General features: G+C 73.3%; 16 protein-coding genes and 1 tRNA gene. 4 read left to right on the forward strand and 13 right to left on the reverse strand.

Going from position 1 to position 15715, the window contains the following annotated elements:
- Positions 1-66: 66 nt before the first annotated feature.
- A complete protein-coding gene (locus J1M40_RS04320) occupies positions 67-633 on the forward strand; it encodes a TetR/AcrR family transcriptional regulator (protein ID WP_206450488.1) in 567 nt (188 codons plus the stop codon).
- 104 nt (positions 634-737) lie between these two features.
- Positions 738-1211 carry a GNAT family N-acetyltransferase gene (locus J1M40_RS04325; protein ID WP_044660004.1) on the forward strand — a complete coding sequence of 158 codons (474 nt, stop codon included), beginning with the start codon at positions 738-740 and terminating at the stop codon, positions 1209-1211.
- Positions 1212-1316: 105 nt separating this feature from the next.
- Here the strand turns inward: J1M40_RS04325 and J1M40_RS04330 are convergent, their stop codons facing one another.
- From J1M40_RS04330 to rpsB, 9 genes are all read right to left on the reverse strand, one after another.
- Positions 1317-2744 carry a dihydrolipoamide acetyltransferase family protein gene (locus tag J1M40_RS04330; RefSeq protein ID WP_060974170.1) on the reverse strand — a complete coding sequence of 476 codons (1428 nt, stop codon included), beginning with the start codon at positions 2742-2744 and terminating at the stop codon, positions 1317-1319.
- Positions 2741-3796, reverse strand: coding sequence for an alpha-ketoacid dehydrogenase subunit beta (locus J1M40_RS04335; RefSeq protein WP_052520122.1), 1056 nt, complete (start codon positions 3794-3796; stop codon positions 2741-2743). The genes J1M40_RS04330 and J1M40_RS04335 overlap by 4 nt, the downstream gene beginning before the upstream one ends.
- 8 nt (positions 3797-3804) lie before the next feature.
- Positions 3805-4959 (reverse strand): pyruvate dehydrogenase (acetyl-transferring) E1 component subunit alpha, encoded by a 1155-nt coding sequence (pdhA, locus tag J1M40_RS04340; RefSeq protein ID WP_060974171.1) that lies wholly within the window; start codon positions 4957-4959, stop codon positions 3805-3807.
- 154 nt (positions 4960-5113) lie between these two features.
- A complete protein-coding gene (locus tag J1M40_RS04345) occupies positions 5114-5713 on the reverse strand; it encodes a DivIVA domain-containing protein (protein WP_036314046.1) in 600 nt (199 codons plus the stop codon).
- Between the two features lie 49 nt (positions 5714-5762).
- Complete coding sequence (locus tag J1M40_RS04350; protein ID WP_060974172.1) at positions 5763-6599, reverse strand: phosphatidate cytidylyltransferase; 837 nt, start codon at positions 6597-6599, stop codon at positions 5763-5765.
- A 25-nt stretch (positions 6600-6624) separates the two neighbouring features.
- Positions 6625-7182, reverse strand: coding sequence for a ribosome recycling factor (gene frr, locus J1M40_RS04355; RefSeq protein ID WP_036314042.1), 558 nt, complete (start codon positions 7180-7182; stop codon positions 6625-6627).
- Positions 7183-7235: 53 nt separating this feature from the next.
- On the reverse strand, positions 7236-8003 hold the full coding sequence (pyrH, locus tag J1M40_RS04360; protein WP_002857706.1) for a UMP kinase: 768 nt from the start codon (positions 8001-8003) through the stop codon (positions 7236-7238).
- 207 nt (positions 8004-8210) lie between these two features.
- Positions 8211-9047, reverse strand: a complete 837-nt coding sequence (gene tsf / locus J1M40_RS04365) for a translation elongation factor Ts (RefSeq protein ID WP_060974054.1) — start codon at positions 9045-9047, stop codon at positions 8211-8213.
- Between the two features lie 103 nt (positions 9048-9150).
- A complete protein-coding gene (rpsB, locus tag J1M40_RS04370; protein WP_049159415.1) occupies positions 9151-10008 on the reverse strand; it encodes a 30S ribosomal protein S2 in 858 nt (285 codons plus the stop codon).
- Between the two features lie 404 nt (positions 10009-10412).
- On the opposite strand from rpsB, the gene J1M40_RS04375 reads away from it, so the two are divergent.
- Entirely contained in the window at positions 10413-11087 is a 675-nt protein-coding gene (locus J1M40_RS04375) for a M23 family metallopeptidase (protein WP_051995225.1), read from the forward strand.
- Here J1M40_RS04375 and J1M40_RS04380 read toward each other — a convergent pair.
- A complete protein-coding gene (locus J1M40_RS04380; protein ID WP_080695856.1) occupies positions 11023-12219 on the reverse strand; it encodes a glycosyltransferase family 1 protein in 1197 nt (398 codons plus the stop codon). The genes J1M40_RS04375 and J1M40_RS04380 overlap by 65 nt on opposite strands.
- Before the next feature lie 313 nt (positions 12220-12532).
- Here J1M40_RS04380 and J1M40_RS04385 point away from each other — a divergent pair, with 313 nt between their 5' ends.
- Positions 12533-13411: a LysM peptidoglycan-binding domain-containing C40 family peptidase gene (locus tag J1M40_RS04385; protein WP_206450489.1), complete on the forward strand. Its 879-nt coding sequence runs from the start codon at positions 12533-12535 to the stop codon at positions 13409-13411.
- A 61-nt stretch (positions 13412-13472) separates the two neighbouring features.
- On the opposite strand, the gene J1M40_RS04390 is transcribed toward J1M40_RS04385, so the two are convergent.
- From J1M40_RS04390 to J1M40_RS04400, 3 genes are all read right to left on the reverse strand, one after another.
- A tRNA-Ile gene (locus J1M40_RS04390) sits at positions 13473-13546 on the reverse strand.
- A gap of 45 nt (positions 13547-13591) precedes the next feature.
- Positions 13592-14812 carry a glycosyltransferase gene (locus tag J1M40_RS04395; RefSeq protein ID WP_020624489.1) on the reverse strand — a complete coding sequence of 407 codons (1221 nt, stop codon included), beginning with the start codon at positions 14810-14812 and terminating at the stop codon, positions 13592-13594.
- 126 nt (positions 14813-14938) lie between these two features.
- A complete protein-coding gene (locus J1M40_RS04400; RefSeq protein WP_020624488.1) occupies positions 14939-15580 on the reverse strand; it encodes a CDP-alcohol phosphatidyltransferase family protein in 642 nt (213 codons plus the stop codon).
- Positions 15581-15715: the final 135 nt, after the last annotated feature.

Below are 15715 nucleotides of genomic sequence, written 5' to 3' on the forward strand. Positions count from 1 at the left end.
AGATGTGTATAAGAGACAGCGGCGACCCCGCCGACCGCCCGGGAGGCCGCCAAGGCCCGACGCCGGGTGGACCTGCTCGCGGCCGCGGCGCGACTGTTCGCGGCCCGGGGCTTCGACGCGGTCCGCCTCGAGGACATCGGCGCCGCGGTCGGGATCAGCGGCCCCGCCATCTACCGCCACTTCGCCGGCAAGGCCGCCGTGCTCACGGCGATCCTCGACACGGCCTCGCAGGACCTGCTCGACGGCGGGCTGGCCGCCGAGGCGCAGCACGCGCCGGGGGCGGAGACCCTGCGGGCCCTCATCGGCTTCCAGGCGGACTTCGCCCTCGCCCAGCGCGACGTGATCCGTGTGCAGGACCGCGACATGTCCGCCCTGCCCGACGGCGCGCGCACGGCCATCACGCGCACCCAGCGCGCCTACATCGACGTGTGGGCGCGCCAGCTGCAGGTCGTCCACCCCCACGAGGACCAGGCCACCGCCGTGTTCCGCGCCCAGGCCGTGCTGGGCCTGCTCAACTCCACCCCCCGCTCGGTGCGGCGCACCGCGGCCGACCGCGCGGCCCGCCGTGCGACCCTCGTGGCCATGGCCTGGGCCGCGGCCACGGCCCCCGGACCGCTGTCCGGCGAGGACTGAGCGGACGGCACCGGCCCGGCGGGCCGACGTCGTGCCCGGTGGTACGGTGGCCGGTACCCGCGACGGCGGACGCCGTCGAACCCCGCCCCGAGAGGTCCACCGCCGTGCTTCTTCGTGACGTCCGACCCGAGGATCTGGACGAGTTCTTCCTCCACCAGCAGGACGAGCAGGCCAACCTGATGTCCGCCTTCGCCCCCCGCAACCCCCGGGACCGCGGTGTCTTCGACTACCACTGGGCCCACCTGCTCGGGGACGAGGACACCGTCGTGCGGACCATCGAGCACGAGGGCCGCGCCGTGGGTGCGCTCGTGTGCATCCAGCAGGACGGCGTGGGCGAGCTGTCCTTCTGGACCGCGCAGGACTACTGGGGCCTGGGGCTGACGACCGCGGCCGTGGACCGGTTCCTGGAGGAGCACACCGCCCGCCCGCTGCGGGCGCACGTCCCCGAGGACAATGTGGGCTCCGTGAAGGTGCTCTCCCGCCGCGGCTTCGAGACCGTCGGCGAGGAGAAGGTCTTCTCCAACGCCCGTGCCGAGGTCATCACCGAGCTCGTGATGGAGCTGCCCGCCGCCGACTGAGCGCGCCCCGCGGCCCCCGCCGTGCCGGCGGCCGCACCGGCCTGCCACGACGACGGCCCCGCCTCCCGGTGCCCGGGTGGCGGGGCCACGGCGCGTCCGGGGCCGTCAGACCATGGCCAGGGTCAGACCCGGGCGGCGCAGGATCGCGCCGACGTCCGCGAGGAAGCGCGAGCCCTGCTCGCCGTCCACGAAGCGGTGGTCGAACGAGAGGGACAGCGTCATGACGTCCCGCAGGGCGATCTCGCCGCGGTGCTCCCACGGCATCCTCCGGACCTGGCCGATCGCGATGATCGCCCCCTCACCCGGGTTGATGATCGGGGTGCCCGCGTCCACGCCGAACACCCCGACGTTCGTGAGCGTGAAGGTGCCGCCGGCCAGATCCGCCGGGGACAGCCGCCCCTCGCGGGCGAGGCCCGTGAGATCGCGGATGGCGTCGGCCAGCTCCCTCAGGCTCATCGCCTGGGCGTCCTTGACGTTCGGCACCATCAGCCCGCGGGGGGTGGCGGCGGCGAAACCGAGGTTCACGAAGTTCTGCTGGACGATCGTCCCGGCGGCCTCGTCCCACCGGGCGTTGACGTCCGGGGTGCGCTCCATCGCCACGAGGCACGCCTTGGCGGCGAGCGTCATGGGCGTGAGCTTGACGTCCCGGAACTCGCGGGAGGCCTTGAGCTCGGCGAGCAGCTCCATGGTCTCGGTGACGTCCACCTGCAGGAACTCGGTCACGTGCGGGGCGGTGAACGCGGACTGCACCATGGCCGCCGCGGTCGCCTTGCGCACGCCCTTGACCGGCACGGCCTCCGTGCGCGGGCGGCCGCCCAGGGTGCGGACGCCCCCGGTCGAGCCCGACTCGGCGCCGGACTGCGGCGGCGCCGCCGCGGCCGCGGGCTGCCCGCCCCCGGCCAGGAACGCCTCGACGTCCGCGCGGGTGATGACCCCGCCCACACCCGTGCCGGTGACCTGCTCCAGATCCACGCCCGCGCGGCGCGCGTACAGGCGCACGGGCGGAGTGCACCGGGGTCGCTCGCCCGGGGCCGGCTCGTGGGCCGCGTCCGCGCGGTCCGGCTCGGCGGCCTCGGGCTGCGGGCGCCCGGCGCCGGCGGGGGCCGCCTCCGACGTGGACGGCGCCTGTCCGCGGGCGGGCTCGCCCGCCGGGGCGGCCGACGTCGCCGGGGCCGCGGAGCCGCGCCGCGCACGGCGGCCGGGCTTGCCGGTGTCCGGCGCGGCGCCGTAGCCGACGAGGGTGGGCACGCGGCCGTCACCCTCGGCGGGCCCGCCGACGTCGGACTCGGCGCCCTCGAGGGTGAAGGTCACCAGGGGCGCACCGACCTCGAGGGTCTCACCCTCGGCGCCGTGCAGGGCCGCGACGACGCCCGCGAACGGGCTCGAGACCTCGACCACGGCCTTGGCCGTCTCGACATCGGCGAGCACCTGGTTCACGGTCACCGCATCGCCCTCGGCCACGCGCCACGTCACGATCTCGGACTCGGTCAGGCCCTCGCCGAGGTCGGGCAGGCGGAAGGTCTTCTGGCTCATCGGGTCTCCTCCCCGGCGTTCTGGGCGGCGAGGAACTGCTCGGCGGTCTCGGGGGCGGCGAACGCGTCCACGGAGTCCAGCGAATTCGGCCGGCCCAGAGCACGGTCCAGGCCGTCGAGGATGCGGTCGAGGTCCGGCAGGTGCAGATGCTCGAGCTTGGACGGCGGGTAGGGCACGTCCATGCCGGTGACGCGCACCGGCGGGGCCTCGAGCCAGTGGAACGCGCGCTCGGCCACCGTGGCCACGAGCTCGGCGCCGAGGCCGCCGGTGCGGGACGCTTCGTGCGCCACGACGAGCCGGCCGGTGCGCCGCACCGAGGACTCGACGAGGCCGGTGTCCAGCGGAGACAGGCTGCGCAGGTCGACCACCTCGACCTCGACGCCCTCCTCGGCCGCCACCTCCGCGGCCTGCAGGGCGGTCTTCACGAGCGGGCCGTAGGCCACGAGCGTGGCGTCCCGGCCCTCGCGCAGGATGCGGGCGGGGCTCATCGGGGGGATCGCGACGTCCAGGTCCACGTCGCCCTTGTCGTGGTAGCGACGCTTGGGCTCGAGGTAGACCACCGGGTCCTCCGAGGCGATCGCGGCGCGGATGAGGTCGTACCCCTCCTGTGGGGAGGACGGGGAGACCACCCGCAGGCCCGCGGTGTGCAGGAAGTAGGCCTCGGGCGACTCGGAGTGGTGCTCCGGGGAGCCGATGCCGCCGCCGAAGGGGATGCGGATGGTCACCGGCATCGGCACGGCGCCGCGGGTGCGGGCGCGCAGCTTGGCCAGGTTCGCCACGATCTGGTCGAACGCCGGGTACACGAAGCCGTCGAACTGGATCTCGACGACGGGCCGGTAGCCGCGCATGGCCAGGCCGATGGCCGTGCCCACGATGCCGGACTCGGCCAGCGGGGTGTCGAGCACCCGGTCCTCGCCGAACTCGGCCTGCAGGCCGTCGGTGATGCGGAACACGCCGCCGAGGGCGCCGATGTCCTCGCCCATGAGCAGGACCTTGGGGTCGTCGGCCAGGGCACGGTGCAGGCCGCGGTTGATCGCCCGGCTGAAGGTCATGCGCTCGCTCACGCGCCCGCCTCCTCGTCGTCGAACTGCTGCAGGTAGAGGGCGTGCTCGCGGCGCTGCCGCTCGAGCTCCTGGTGGGGCTCGGCGTAGATCTCGTCGAAGAGCCTGTCCGCGCCGTCCTCCTCGAGCGCCTCGAGGGCGCGGCGGACCTCGGCCGCCAGCTCGTCGGCCTCGGCCTGGGCCTGTGCGAGCACGGCGTCCACGTCCACATCGAGGGTGCGCAGGTGCGCCTCCACGCGGGTCAGCGGGTCACGGGCCTTCCAGGCCTCGAGCTCGGCGTCGTCCCGGTAGCGGGTGGGGTCGTCCGCGGTAGTGTGCGGGCCCATGCGGTAGGTGACGGCCTCGATGAAGGTGGGACCGCCCCCGTCGGCCGCGCGCTCGACGGCGGCGCGGGTCGCGGCGAGCACGGCCAGGACGTCGTTGCCGTCCACGCGCATCGACGGGATGCCGAAGCCCCACGGGCGGTCCGCGATGCTGCGGCGGGTCTGCAGGCGCACGGGCTCGGAGATGGCCCAGTGGTTGTTCTGGCAGAAGAACACCACGGGCGACTGGTAGGAGGCGCTGAAGACCATGGCCTCGTTGACGTCCCCCTGGCTCGTGGCGCCGTCGCCGAAGTAGACGATCGTGGCCACGTCCGCCTGGTCCCGCTGGACGCCCATCGCGTAGCCGACGGCGTGCAGGGCCTGCGCGCCGATGATGATCTGCTGGGTGGCCACCCGCGTCTCGTTCGGGTCCCAGCTCGAGAACGTGGAGCCGCGCCACACCCGCAGCAGGTCCAGCGCGGGGACGCCGCGCAGCAGGGCCACGCCGTTCTCGCGGTAGGACGGGAAGACGAAGTCGTCCGGGCGCAGCGCGACGGCGGAGCCCACCTGGGCGGCCTCCTGGCCCAGCAGCGGGGGCCACAGGGCCAGCTCGCCCTGACGCTGCAGGTGCGTGGCCTCGACGTCGAGGCGCCGGACCACGGCCATCTGGCGGTACAGCGCGGCGAGGGCGTCGGCGTCGACGTCCTCGATCCACGGGTCGAGCTCCGGCTGCGGACGGCGGCGGCCCTCCGTGTCGAGCACCTGGAGCATCACGGCCTCGGCCGGGCCCGCCGGGGGCGGAGAGCCGGCGGACTGTCCGCCGGTGGGACGGGTGTGGTCCACGAGGGTCACTGGACTGCCTTCCGATCGACGCCCACGGTGCGGGGCGAGGGAGCTGTACGCATGCGCGAGCAGGGGTGGAGCGCGCGGCGTCTCGGTGGTGTGATTGTAATCACTTCAGTGTGATCTGCGCCACTCTCCCGGGCCGCCGCGCGAGGGCCGGGTGTCAGGCGCGGCGCAGCAGCACGTCGACGGCGGCGTCGAGGTAGGCGTCGACCTGGCCCTCCTCGTAGCCGGCGGCACCCTCGGCCTCGCCGAACGACGCGCGGCGCACGTCGTCCGCGGTCAGCCCGCCCTCGGCGCCGGGATCCGTCGAGTCCTCCGCACCGGCCAGGGTGACGCGCAGACGGTCCACGAGCGCGTCCACCTGGTCCACGTCGTAGCTCACGGCGTCCGCGCGGGAGGGGCGGCGGAAGCGCTCCGCCGGGGCCCGGTCGGCGCGGGCCACGAGCTCGGCCACGCGCTCCTCGAGGTCTGCGGCCCAGTCCTCGTCCCCGCGCTCGGCGACGAAGGCCTGACGCTCGGCGGCGGCCAGCTCCTCTTCCAGACGGTCCAGCTCGTCGTCCACCTCGTCCGTGGCGTAGCCGCCGTTGACAGTCGCGAAGCGGGCCTGGCGCACCTCCTCCGCCGTCAGCGGGGCACCGCCGTCGCGCGCCTCACGGGCACGCGCCATGAAGGCGTCCACGTGGGTGGTCTCGTAGCCGATCTCGTCCTGCTCGACGAGCTCGAAGACCGGCTCGGCGTCCGGGGTGGTGCGGGGGGTCATGGGCGTCTCCTGCGGTGTGGGTCCCGGACGTGCCGGGTCGAGGGGTGGATCAGGTCAGGGGCAGCGCCAGCACGGTGTAGGCCACCGGCGCGGCGAACACGAGGGAGTCCAGGCGGTCCATCACGCCGCCGTGGCCGGGCAGGGCGGAGGACATGTCCTTGATGCCGAGCTCACGCTTGACCATGGACTCGGAGAAGTCCCCCGAGGTGGCGGCGGCGACGGTGGTCACGCCGAGGACGGCGCCGACCCACCACGGCTGGCCGACCAGCAGGGGGACGGCGACGACGCCCACCAGCACCGAGCCCGCCAGGGAGCCGGCCAGGCCCTCCCAGGACTTCTTGGGGCTGATGCGCGGGGCGATCGGGGTGCGGCCGAAGCGGTAGCCCACGATGTAGCCGAACGTGTCGTTGGAGACCACCATCAGCAGCAGGATCGCCACCATGCGGTGCCCCAGCGGCTCGTCCAGGAGCGCCGCGGCGAAGGAGAGCAGGAACGGCGCCCACAGCACGATGAACACGCCCGCGAGCATGAACTGGCCCGCCGGACGCCGCCGCGTCAGCGCCGTCCATACGGCCACCAGCGCCAGGCATGCCACCAGGGCGATGAACAGCGCGGGCACCCCCCACCGCCACGCGGTGAGCGGCAGGACCGCCGCGGCCACCCAGAGCGGGGGCCGCGGCACGTCCAGGCCGATGCCGCGCACCGCCGTCGCGATCTCGGACACCGCGCCGACCAGCAGGGCGACCACGAGGAGGACCAGCAGCCAGTCGAGCCAGAAGAGGCCGACCAGGGCCGTCGCCAGCAGCCCCACCCCCACGAGGACGGCGGACTTGAGGTCGCGGCCGCCGCGCGGAGGTGCGGGCGAGGTGGACACGGCGGAGGTCATGGGGCGAGCGCGGACGGCGGGAGGCTCAGACCTCCAGCAGCTCCTGCTCCTTGTTCTTGGCCATCTCGTCGATGAGCTCGACGTGGCGTTTGGTGAGCGCGTCCAGCTCCTTCTCGCCGCGGGCACCCTCGTCCTCGCCGACCTCGCCGTCCTTGACGGCCTTGTCCATGGCCTCCTTGGCCTTGCGGCGGGCATTGCGCACGGAGATCTTGTGCTCCTCCGCCTTGGACTTGACCAGCTTCACGTACTCCTTGCGGCGCTCCTCGGTCAGCTCCGGCATCACGATGCGGATGACCTTGCCGTCGTTGGACGGGTTCGCGCCGACCTCGGACTCGGACAGCGCCTTCTCGATGTTGCGCAGGGCCGACTGGTCGAACGGGGTGATGAGCAGCGTGCGGGCGTCCGTGGTGGTGAAGGACGCCAGCTGCTGCAGCGGGGTGAACGAGCCGTAGTAGTCAACCATCACCTTGGAGTAGAGGCCCGGGTTGGCGCGGCCCGTGCGCACGGAGGCGAAGTCCTCACGCGTGGCCTCGATGGTGCGGTCCATCTGCTCTTCGGCGGACTGCAGGGTCTCCTGGATCACGGTGTCTCCTCGGTGTGGTGGAACAGGTCTGCCGCCATCCTACGCGGCGCGCCTCAGACGGTGACGGTGGTGCCGATCGGCTCGCCGAGCAGGGCGCGGGTCACGTTGCCCGGGCCCTCCATGCCGAACACGCGCATGTCCAGGTCGTTGTCCTTGCACATGGTCATGGCGGTCAGGTCCATCACGCGGATGTTCCGCAGCAGCGCCTCGTCGTAGGTCAGGTGCGTGAGACGCTCGGCGGTGGGGTCCTTCTTGGGGTCCGCGGTGTAGACGCCGTCCACGCCGGACTTGGCCATCAGGACCTCGTCCGCCCCGACCTCGAGGGCACGCTGGGCCGCCACGGTGTCCGTGGAGAAGTAGGGCAGGCCGGTGCCTGCGCCGAAGATCACGACGCGGCCCTTCTGCATGTGGCGGATGGCGCGCAGCGGGATGTAGGACTCCGCCACCTGCTCCATGTGGATGGCGGACTGCACGCGCGTGGTGACCCCGGCCTGGATGAGGAAGTCCTGCAGGGCCAGGCAGTTCATCACGGTGCCGAGCATGCCCATGTAGTCGGCCCGACGGCGGTCCATCCCGTTCTCGGACAGCTCGGCGCCACGGAAGAAGTTGCCGCCGCCGACGACGATCGCGATCTCCACCTGGTCCGCCGCGGCGGCGATCTGCTCGGCGATGCCGCGGACGGTCTCCGGGTCCACGCCGATCTTGCCGCCGCCGAACACCTCGCCCGAGAGCTTGAGGAGCACGCGACGGCGGCCGGTGTCGTCCGAGGTCTGCGGGGCGTGGGCGGTGGTCGGGTCCTCGGGGGCGCGGTTCGTCTCCATGGGAAGCATCTCCTGGTCGGTGGGGGGGTGGCCGGGGACGGCCGTCCCGGGGGCGGACACGCGGACGGGGTGGCCGCCCGGTCGGGGCGGCCACCCCGTCATGCGATGGTCGTCGGCGCCATCCGGCGCCGGAGTGGACCTCGGGTCGCTCCCGATCCTACGCCCCCGCGGGGCGTGGACCGGGAGCGGCCGGTCCGGGTGCGGCGGTCAGTTGCCGACGCGGAAGCGGGCGAACCCGGTGACGTTGGTGCCGGCGTCGGAGGCGACCTTGCCGACGGTCTGCTTCGGGTCCTTCGCGAACGGCTGGTCCACGAGCACGATCTCCTTGAAGAAGCCGGTCAGGCGGCCCTCCACGATCTTCGGCAGGGCCTGCTCCGGCTTGCCCTCGGCACGGGCGGTCTCATCGGCGATGCGACGCTCGTTCTCGACGGTCTCGGCCGGCACGTCCTCACGGGTGAGGTACGTGGGCGAATAGGCCGCGGTGTGCACGGCGATGTCGTGCGCGGCGGTCTTGGCGTCGGCGGAGTCGGCGTCCACGGCGAGGAGCACGCCCACCTGGGCCGGCAGGTCCTTGGAGGTCTTGTGCAGGTAGGCGTCCACGAAGGCGCCCTCCACGCGGGCCAGGCGGCGCACGGCCACCTTCTCGCCCAGCAGGGCGCCCTCCTCGGTCACGTAGTCGCCCAGGGTGCGGCCCTCGTAGTCGGAGGCCAGCAGGCCGTCGACGTCGGTGGCGCCGGAGGCGACGGCGGCGCGCAGCACCACGTCGCCCAGGGCGATGAACTTGTCGGCCTTGGCCACGAAGTCGGTCTCGCAATTGAGCTCGATCATGACGCCGACGCCGTTCTCGACGGTCGCGGCCACGAGGCCCTCGGCGGCGGAGCGGCCCTCGCGCTTGGTGGCGCCCTTGAGGCCCTTCACGCGGATGATCTCGATGGCCTTCTCGGCGTCGCCGTTGGCCTCGTCCAGAGCCTTCTTCACGTCCATCATGCCGGCGCCGGTGCGCTCGCGCAGGGCCTTGATGTCAGCAGCGGTGTAGTTCGCCATGCTCGTTCGGTCCTTCCCGTGGTGTGGGTTGTGCGGGATGTTCGGGGTCTGATCCGGTCCGTCGGCCCGGCCGGGTGGGGCCAGGCCGACGGACCGGCCGGGATCACTCGCCCTGCGGGGCGGCCTCGGCGGCGGGGGCCTCGGCCTGCTCGGCCGGCGCCTCGGCGGCGGGGGCCTCGGCCTGCTCGGCCTGCTGGGCGTTGTGCTGCTCGAGCAGCTCGCGCTCCCACTCGGCCATCGGCTCGGCGGCCGCCTGGCCGGACTTGCCGCCCTGACGGGCGATCAGGCCCTCGGCGACGGCGTCCGCGACCACGCGGGTCAGCAGGTTCACGGAGCGGATGGCGTCGTCGTTGCCCGGGATCGGGTAGGCGACCTCGTCCGGATCGCAGTTGGTGTCCAGGATGGCGACGACCGGGATGCCGAGCTTCTGGGCCTCGTCGACGGCCAGGTGCTCCTTCTTGGTGTCCACGACCCACACGGCGGAGGGGGTCTTGGCCATGTTGCGGATGCCGCCGAGGTTGGCCTGCAGCTTCTCGAGCTCACGGTTGAGCAGCAGCAGCTCCTTCTTGGTGAACTGCGAGCCGGCCACGTCCTCGAAGTCGATCTCCTCGAGCTCCTTCATGCGCTGCACGCGCTTGGAGACGGTGGAGAAGTTGGTCAACATGCCGCCGAGCCAGCGGTGGTTCACGTAGGGCATGCCCACGCGACCGGCCTGCTCCGCGATGGCCTCCTGGGCCTGCTTCTTGGTGCCGACGAACAGGATGGTGCCGCCGTGGGCGACGGTCTCCTTGACGAACTCGTAGGCGCGATCGATGTAGGACAGCGACTGCTGGAGGTCGATGATGTAGATGCCGTTGCGCTCGGTGAAGATGAAGCGCTTCATCTTGGGGTTCCAGCGGCGGGTCTGGTGGCCGAAGTGGACACCGGAGTCGAGGAGCTGGCGCATGGTCACGACGGGCATGACGTTCCCTTCTGTGGCAGCCGTGGCACCCCGCGCTTCACGCGCGGGCGGTCTGCCGGTCGATTTCTTGACGGTTGGCGGCCGGCCCGGTCGGGCGGCCCCTGGCATCACGACGGCGGGCTGCCGGGCCCCACGAGCACCCGCGCCGACGTCCTCTCCAGGAGGACGGCGGGGACGGGACCGAGCGTGGGGGCTGGGCCGCTGAAGCGACCCACCGCGATGCGCGGAGTCGGCGTCCGGGGCACAGCACAGGGCCGGCCACAGGACACCGCTGAGGTGAATCCTACCCCAGGTGGGCGCCCGCTCCCATCGCCGACTCCTGCACAGGGGCCGATGCGGCGGGCGCTCTCCACGGTGGGACTGCGGGCCTGCCACGCGGCCGCCCGGAACGCCAGGCTGATGCCATGACCCCTCGTACGCTCCTCCCCCGTCCGCTCCCGCGTCCGCGCATCGCGGGGTGCGTCGCGGCTGCCCTGCTCGCCTGGCTCGTCCTCGCCCTGGAGATGGGCGACCTCGGCCCCGCGTCCCGGGCCACGCCCGCACCGTCCACGCGCGACGCGCTGCTCCTCGTCGCGGCGTCCCCGGCAGGTCCGGGCGCGACGGCCGCGCCGGTCGCGTGGCACCCGCCCGTCGCCGGCGCCGCCCCGGATGACGTGCTCCGCGCGTTCGTCGCACCCGAGCGACCGTGGAGTCGGGGGCACCGGGGCGTGGACCTCGCCGTGCAGACCGGGGCTCCGATCCAGGCGCCGGCGGCTGGCCGGGTCGTGTTCGCCGGGGTCGTGGTCGACCGCCCCGTGCTGACCCTCGAGCACGCGGACGGGACCCGCAGCTCCCTCGAGCCGGTGGAGGCCGACGTCGCGGTGGGGGCCGTCGTCGACGCGGGCGACCCCGTGGGGCGACTGGCCGGGGCGCCACCCCACTGCCCGCGGGCGTGCGTGCACTGGGGCGTGCGGGAGCCCGATGGCTGGCGGGTGGGGGACGCGGCCTTCGACCGCTACCTCGACCCGCTGGTGCTCATCGGCTGGAGCGGCCCGTCCGTGCTCTGGCCGCACGCCGCGCCACACCCAGCGCGGCCGTGAGGTCCAGAAGCCGGCGGGCGGACTCGTCCCAGCTGAACCGGGCCGCCTGGGCGACGCTCGCCCGGGAGGCCGCGGCGAACTCGGCGGGGTCCTCGAGCTCCCGCACGCGGGCCGCGAGCGCGGCCACCCGGTCCCCCTCGAGCGGGACACCCCGGAAGGACGCGGTGCCCGCGCCGGCGATCTCGCGGAAGATCGGCAGGTCCGAGCACACCACCGGCGTGCCATGGGCCATCGCCTCGGCCACGGGCAGGCCGAAGCCCTCGGCGCGGGAGAGGGTGACGGCCGCGGTGGCCCGGCGGAGCAGGCGCACGTACTCGGCCTCGTCGGTGCCGTCGTGGAACACCACGTCTGCGCCGTCGGCCCCTGCGACGGCGCGACGCTCGGCCAACCGGTCCTCGAGCTGCCCGCGGCGCTCCGGGCTGATGCGGGAGAGCAGGTGCAGCGTGTAGCCCGGCAGCAGCGGCGCAGCGGCCACGAGGGACTCGACGTCCTTGTAGTCCATGAACGAGCCCATGTAGAGCAGCGTGCGCTCCGGGGTCTCGTCCGGGTCCCGCGGCTCCGGGACCGCCTGCGCCGCGTTCGCGACGACGTGGACCGGACGCCGGGTGAGGCGGTGTCGGGCGATGAGCTCCGCCGTCGTCCGGGAGACCGTGGCGACCGCGTCCGCGCGGTCGAGCAGGAGCCGCTGCGGGATCTTGGTCAGGTGATAGGCCCGCCAGAGCCAGCGGATCGGCTCGGACAGGTTCCGCGGCGGGGTGCGGTGCTCGTAGTAGATGAGGTCGTGGAGCGTGAGGATCAGGGCGTAGTCCCGCCCCCACGACCCCATGGTCTGCATGGGCGAGAAGACGACGTCCGGTCGCAGACGCGCGACCTGACGGGCCACGAACGGCTCGCGTGGGGAGGTGGGGCCGGAGACGAGGTGCCACGGCACGCCGTCCGGGAGCAGGGCCAGCTGTCGTTCGTCCGAGATCAGCATCGCGACCTCGACGTCGACCCCCGCCGGGCCCGGTGCGGCGGCCCGGCGGGCGACCGCCTCGAGGAGGCTCGCGCCGTAGCGGGAGATGCCGTCGTGGAAGTCGGTGCGGGTGTAGCGGGCGTCCATCAGCAGGCGCAGGGGGCGGGAGGGGCTCACCCGGACCACGCTAGCGCCGGGTCGGAACGGGGCCCGGGCAGCCACGCACGGAGGGTGCCGAGCGGGGGGTGTCGAGCACCGTGCGGCCACCTGGGCGTCATCCGAATTTCTGATTGCGTTTCGATAACGATCGTGTATCTTGATCACGGATCGGTTACGGCCGGTCCGCCACACCGGGGCTTCCTCCGCATCCTCGCGTAACCCGGTCATCCGCACTGCTCGTCAACTCGCACCCGCGGTCCGGCCTCGTCCCGGGCACCGCCCCGAGGCACCGCCCTCATGGGCCGCAGGTCCTGTCCGGGAAGAAGATCCGATGTCCGTGACCTCCTCGCACGCCGCTTCGCGTCGCGCCCCCCGCACCGCCGCCGCCTCCGTGGCCCTCGCCCTGGGCGCCGCCGCCCTGACCGGCGTCGGCACCGTGTCCGTCGCCGAGACCGCCCAGGCCGCCGAGACCGCCTACACCGTCCGCTCCGGCGACGGCTGGTGGATCATCGCCCAGCGCACCGGCGTCTCCATGTCCACGCTGCAGTCGCTCAACGGCATGACCGCCGCGACCGTGCTGCACCCCGGCATGGTCCTCAAGACCTCCGGCACCGCCACCCCGGCCCCGGCCCCGGCGCCGTCCACCTCGGGCTCGACCTACACCGTGCTGGCCGGCGACGGCTGGTGGATCATCTCCTACCGCACGGGCGTGTCCGCCTCGGTCCTACAGTCCATCAACGGCATGACCTCCTCGACCATGCTCCACCCGGGAATGGTCCTGAAGACCACCTCGGTCTCCACCTCCAGCGCCCCTGCCCCTGCGCCGGCGCCCGCGTCCAAGCAGGCTGCCGTCGACTACGTGCGCTCCGCCGTCCGGAACCCGTCCTCCTATTACGTGTGGGGCGGCAACGGCCCCTCCGGCTTCGACTGCTCCGGCCTCACCCAGCAGGCAATGGCCCGGGCCGGCATCTCCATCCCGCGCCGCGCCGGCGACCAGTACCTCGCCGCGAAGTCCTACGTGCCGATCTCCCAGGCCCAGCCCGGCGACCTCGTGTTCTATGCGAACCAGTCCACCGGCCGCATCTACCACACGGCCATGTACATGGGCGGCGGCCAGCTCGCCCACGCCCTCAACGAGGACGCGGGCCTAGTGTTCACCTCCACGACGATCATGAAGTCCGACATGCTCGCGGTGGCCGCCCGCTACTGAGCACCGGCACGACGACGGCCCCCGGCCCGCGCCATACCGCGCGGCCGGGGGCCGTTTTCTGTAGGGCGTGCGGGACTTGAACCCGCGACCCAGGGATTATGAGTCCCCTGCTCTGACCGACTGAGCTAACGCCCCTCCCCCGCGGCATCGCGCGGGACCCGCCCATCCTACCGACGGGTCTCAGAGCATCGCGCGGACCTCGGCGGCCGTCGCGCCGCGGTAGAGGCGCTCGAAGATGTCCACCGTCTTCTGGGCGGAATGATGCAGGGCCTTCGCGTGGGACGCCTCGCCCATGGCGGCGCGGTCCGCGTCCGAGAGGTCGAGGATCCGGGCGATCCGATCGGCCAGGGCCACGTGGTCCCCGGGCGGGAAGAGGTGGCCGTTGACGCCCTCGTCCACGAGGTGGGGCAACGCGAGGGCGTCCGCGAGGACCACCGGGGTGGACGCGCTGAGCGCCTCGAGGGTCACGAGGGACTGCAGCTCCGCCGTGCCCGGCTGGCAGAACACGTCGGCGCGCAGGTAGGCCGCCCGCAGCTCCTCCTCGGAGACGTGGCCGCGCAGCAGGACGCGGTCGGCCACCCCCTCCTCGTCCACCGTGGCACGGATGCGGTCGCGCTGCTCGCCGTCGCCGACGATCTCGGCGTGCACGTCCAGGTCGGGGCGGGTGCGGGCCAGGTGCGCGATCGCACGGATCAGCACCTCCACGTTCTTCTCCACGGCCAGCCGCCCCACGAAGAGCACGACCGGATGGCCGGGATGGTCCACCCTCTCCCCCGGCTGCAGCTCGTAGGCGCTCGCGTCGATGCCGTTGGAGACCGGGAGAACGTTGTCCAGGCCGGCGTGCTCGGCCATGGCCTGCGCGGCGAGGGCCGTGGGGGTGGTGACCACCGCGCCCTTGCCCATGAGTCGACCCATGTCCTTCCACGACACCCGGGAGACGATGTCCAGGAACCACTGCGGGAACGGCAGGAACGGCTCGAGGTTCTCCGGCATGAAGTGGTTCGTGGAGACGATCCGGATGCGGCGCCGCTCGGCCTCGTTGATGGCGGCCTCGCCGATCATGTAGTGGCACTGGGCGTGCACGACGTCCGGCTGGACCTCGCGGTAGATGCGGCGGAAGGAGATCTTGGCATGCCGCGGGAGCACCACACGGTAGTACTCGTGCGTCGGCGCCGGCAGGGAGCGCAGCAGGTGCACGGTGGCCTCCGGCCGGTGCTCCACGGTGTCCGGGCCGGCGTCACTGCGCGGCATCACGACGTGGACCTCGTGGCCGCGCGCGTGCAGCGCCGTGGCGAGGCGGTGGCCGAAGGTGGCGGCCCCGTTGACGTGCGGCGGATAGGTGTCTGCGGCGATCAGCACCTTCAGGGGGCGGTCGGCGGCGATCCCGGGACGGTCGGACACGGCGGTCCCTCTCTGTGGTGGCGATGGCACGACGGCGCCCGGCCCGTGCCGTGAGGATCGGCCGCGGGCACGGCGCGCGTCCCACGGTAGCAACCGTCGGCGCCGGCACGAGGATGCGCGAGGGGGTCAGCCCCGGCGGGACGGGTGCTCGCGCGGGTCCTGACCGTCCGCCCGCAGGCCGCGGGCCTTGCCCACCGCGCGCACGAGGTAGTCCCCCGCGGCGAGGATGTGCAGCAGGCAACCGGCGCCGACCAGAGCCAGGGCCACGCCGCTCCACGGGCCGCCGTCGACCCCCGGCACACGGGCGAGCAGCAGCAGGGGCGTGCCCACCAGCAGCAGCGCGGTGCGCACCTTGCCCAGGACCGTGACCGGCAGATCCGGGCTGCCGCCGAACAGCCACAGGCACACGGCGGCGAGCACGAGGTCCGGGATCGCGATGGCCAGGGCGAGCCAGAGCGGGGCGATACCGGTGGCCACGAACGTCACGGCCACCACCAGCAGGGAGAGGCGGTCCGCCACCGGGTCGAGCCACCGCCCGACCGTGGAGATCATGTCGAACCGGCGCGCCACGTAGCCGTCCACCCAGTCCGTGCCGGAGAGCACCGCCAGGATCACGAACGCGTCCAGGTGCCGGCCGTCGACGGTGAGCCACACGAACACCGGGACCAGGGCGAAGCGGGCCAGGGTGATGAGGTTCGGCACGGTCAGCCAGGTGTCGCGGACGCGGTACTCGTGGCCCTCGCGCAGGCCGACGTCGATCACACGCATGGGTCGCTCCTCCAGGGTCCGCGGGCGGACGCCCCCGCCGGGCGCCCCACACGCCCAGCCTACCGACGCCGTCGCCCCTCCCCGCAGACGACGAGGCCCCGATCCGTGGGGATCGGGGCCTCGTCGTCTGCGGGG

The organism is Micrococcus sp. KRD026, assembly GCF_017168445.1.
Taxonomy (GTDB): Bacteria; Actinomycetota; Actinomycetes; order Actinomycetales; family Micrococcaceae; genus Micrococcus; species Micrococcus luteus.

Bases quoted from the DNA above. Each gene is read 5' to 3' on its own strand.
- J1M40_RS04330 (WP_060974170.1), bottom strand. From the start codon at position 2,744: ATGAGCCAGAAGACCTTCCGCCTGCCCGACCTCGGCGAGGGCCTGACC.
- J1M40_RS04335 (WP_052520122.1), bottom strand. From the start codon at position 3,796: ATGACCTTCAGCCGGGCGATCAACCGCGGCCTGCACCGTGCCCTGGCC.
- J1M40_RS04345 (WP_036314046.1), bottom strand. From the start codon at position 5,713: ATGACCCCCCGCACCACCCCGGACGCCGAGCCGGTCTTCGAGCTCGTC.
- J1M40_RS04350 (WP_060974172.1), bottom strand. From the start codon at position 6,599: ATGACCTCCGCCGTGTCCACCTCGCCCGCACCTCCGCGCGGCGGCCGC.
- pyrH (WP_002857706.1), bottom strand. From the start codon at position 8,003: ATGGAGACGAACCGCGCCCCCGAGGACCCGACCACCGCCCACGCCCCG.
- tsf (WP_060974054.1), bottom strand. From the start codon at position 9,047: ATGGCGAACTACACCGCTGCTGACATCAAGGCCCTGCGCGAGCGCACC.
- rpsB (WP_049159415.1), bottom strand. From the start codon at position 10,008: ATGCCCGTCGTGACCATGCGCCAGCTCCTCGACTCCGGTGTCCACTTC.
- J1M40_RS04375 (WP_051995225.1), top strand. From the start codon at position 10,413: ATGACCCCTCGTACGCTCCTCCCCCGTCCGCTCCCGCGTCCGCGCATC.
- J1M40_RS04385 (WP_206450489.1), top strand. From the start codon at position 12,533: ATGTCCGTGACCTCCTCGCACGCCGCTTCGCGTCGCGCCCCCCGCACC.
- J1M40_RS04400 (WP_020624488.1), bottom strand. From the start codon at position 15,580: ATGCGTGTGATCGACGTCGGCCTGCGCGAGGGCCACGAGTACCGCGTC.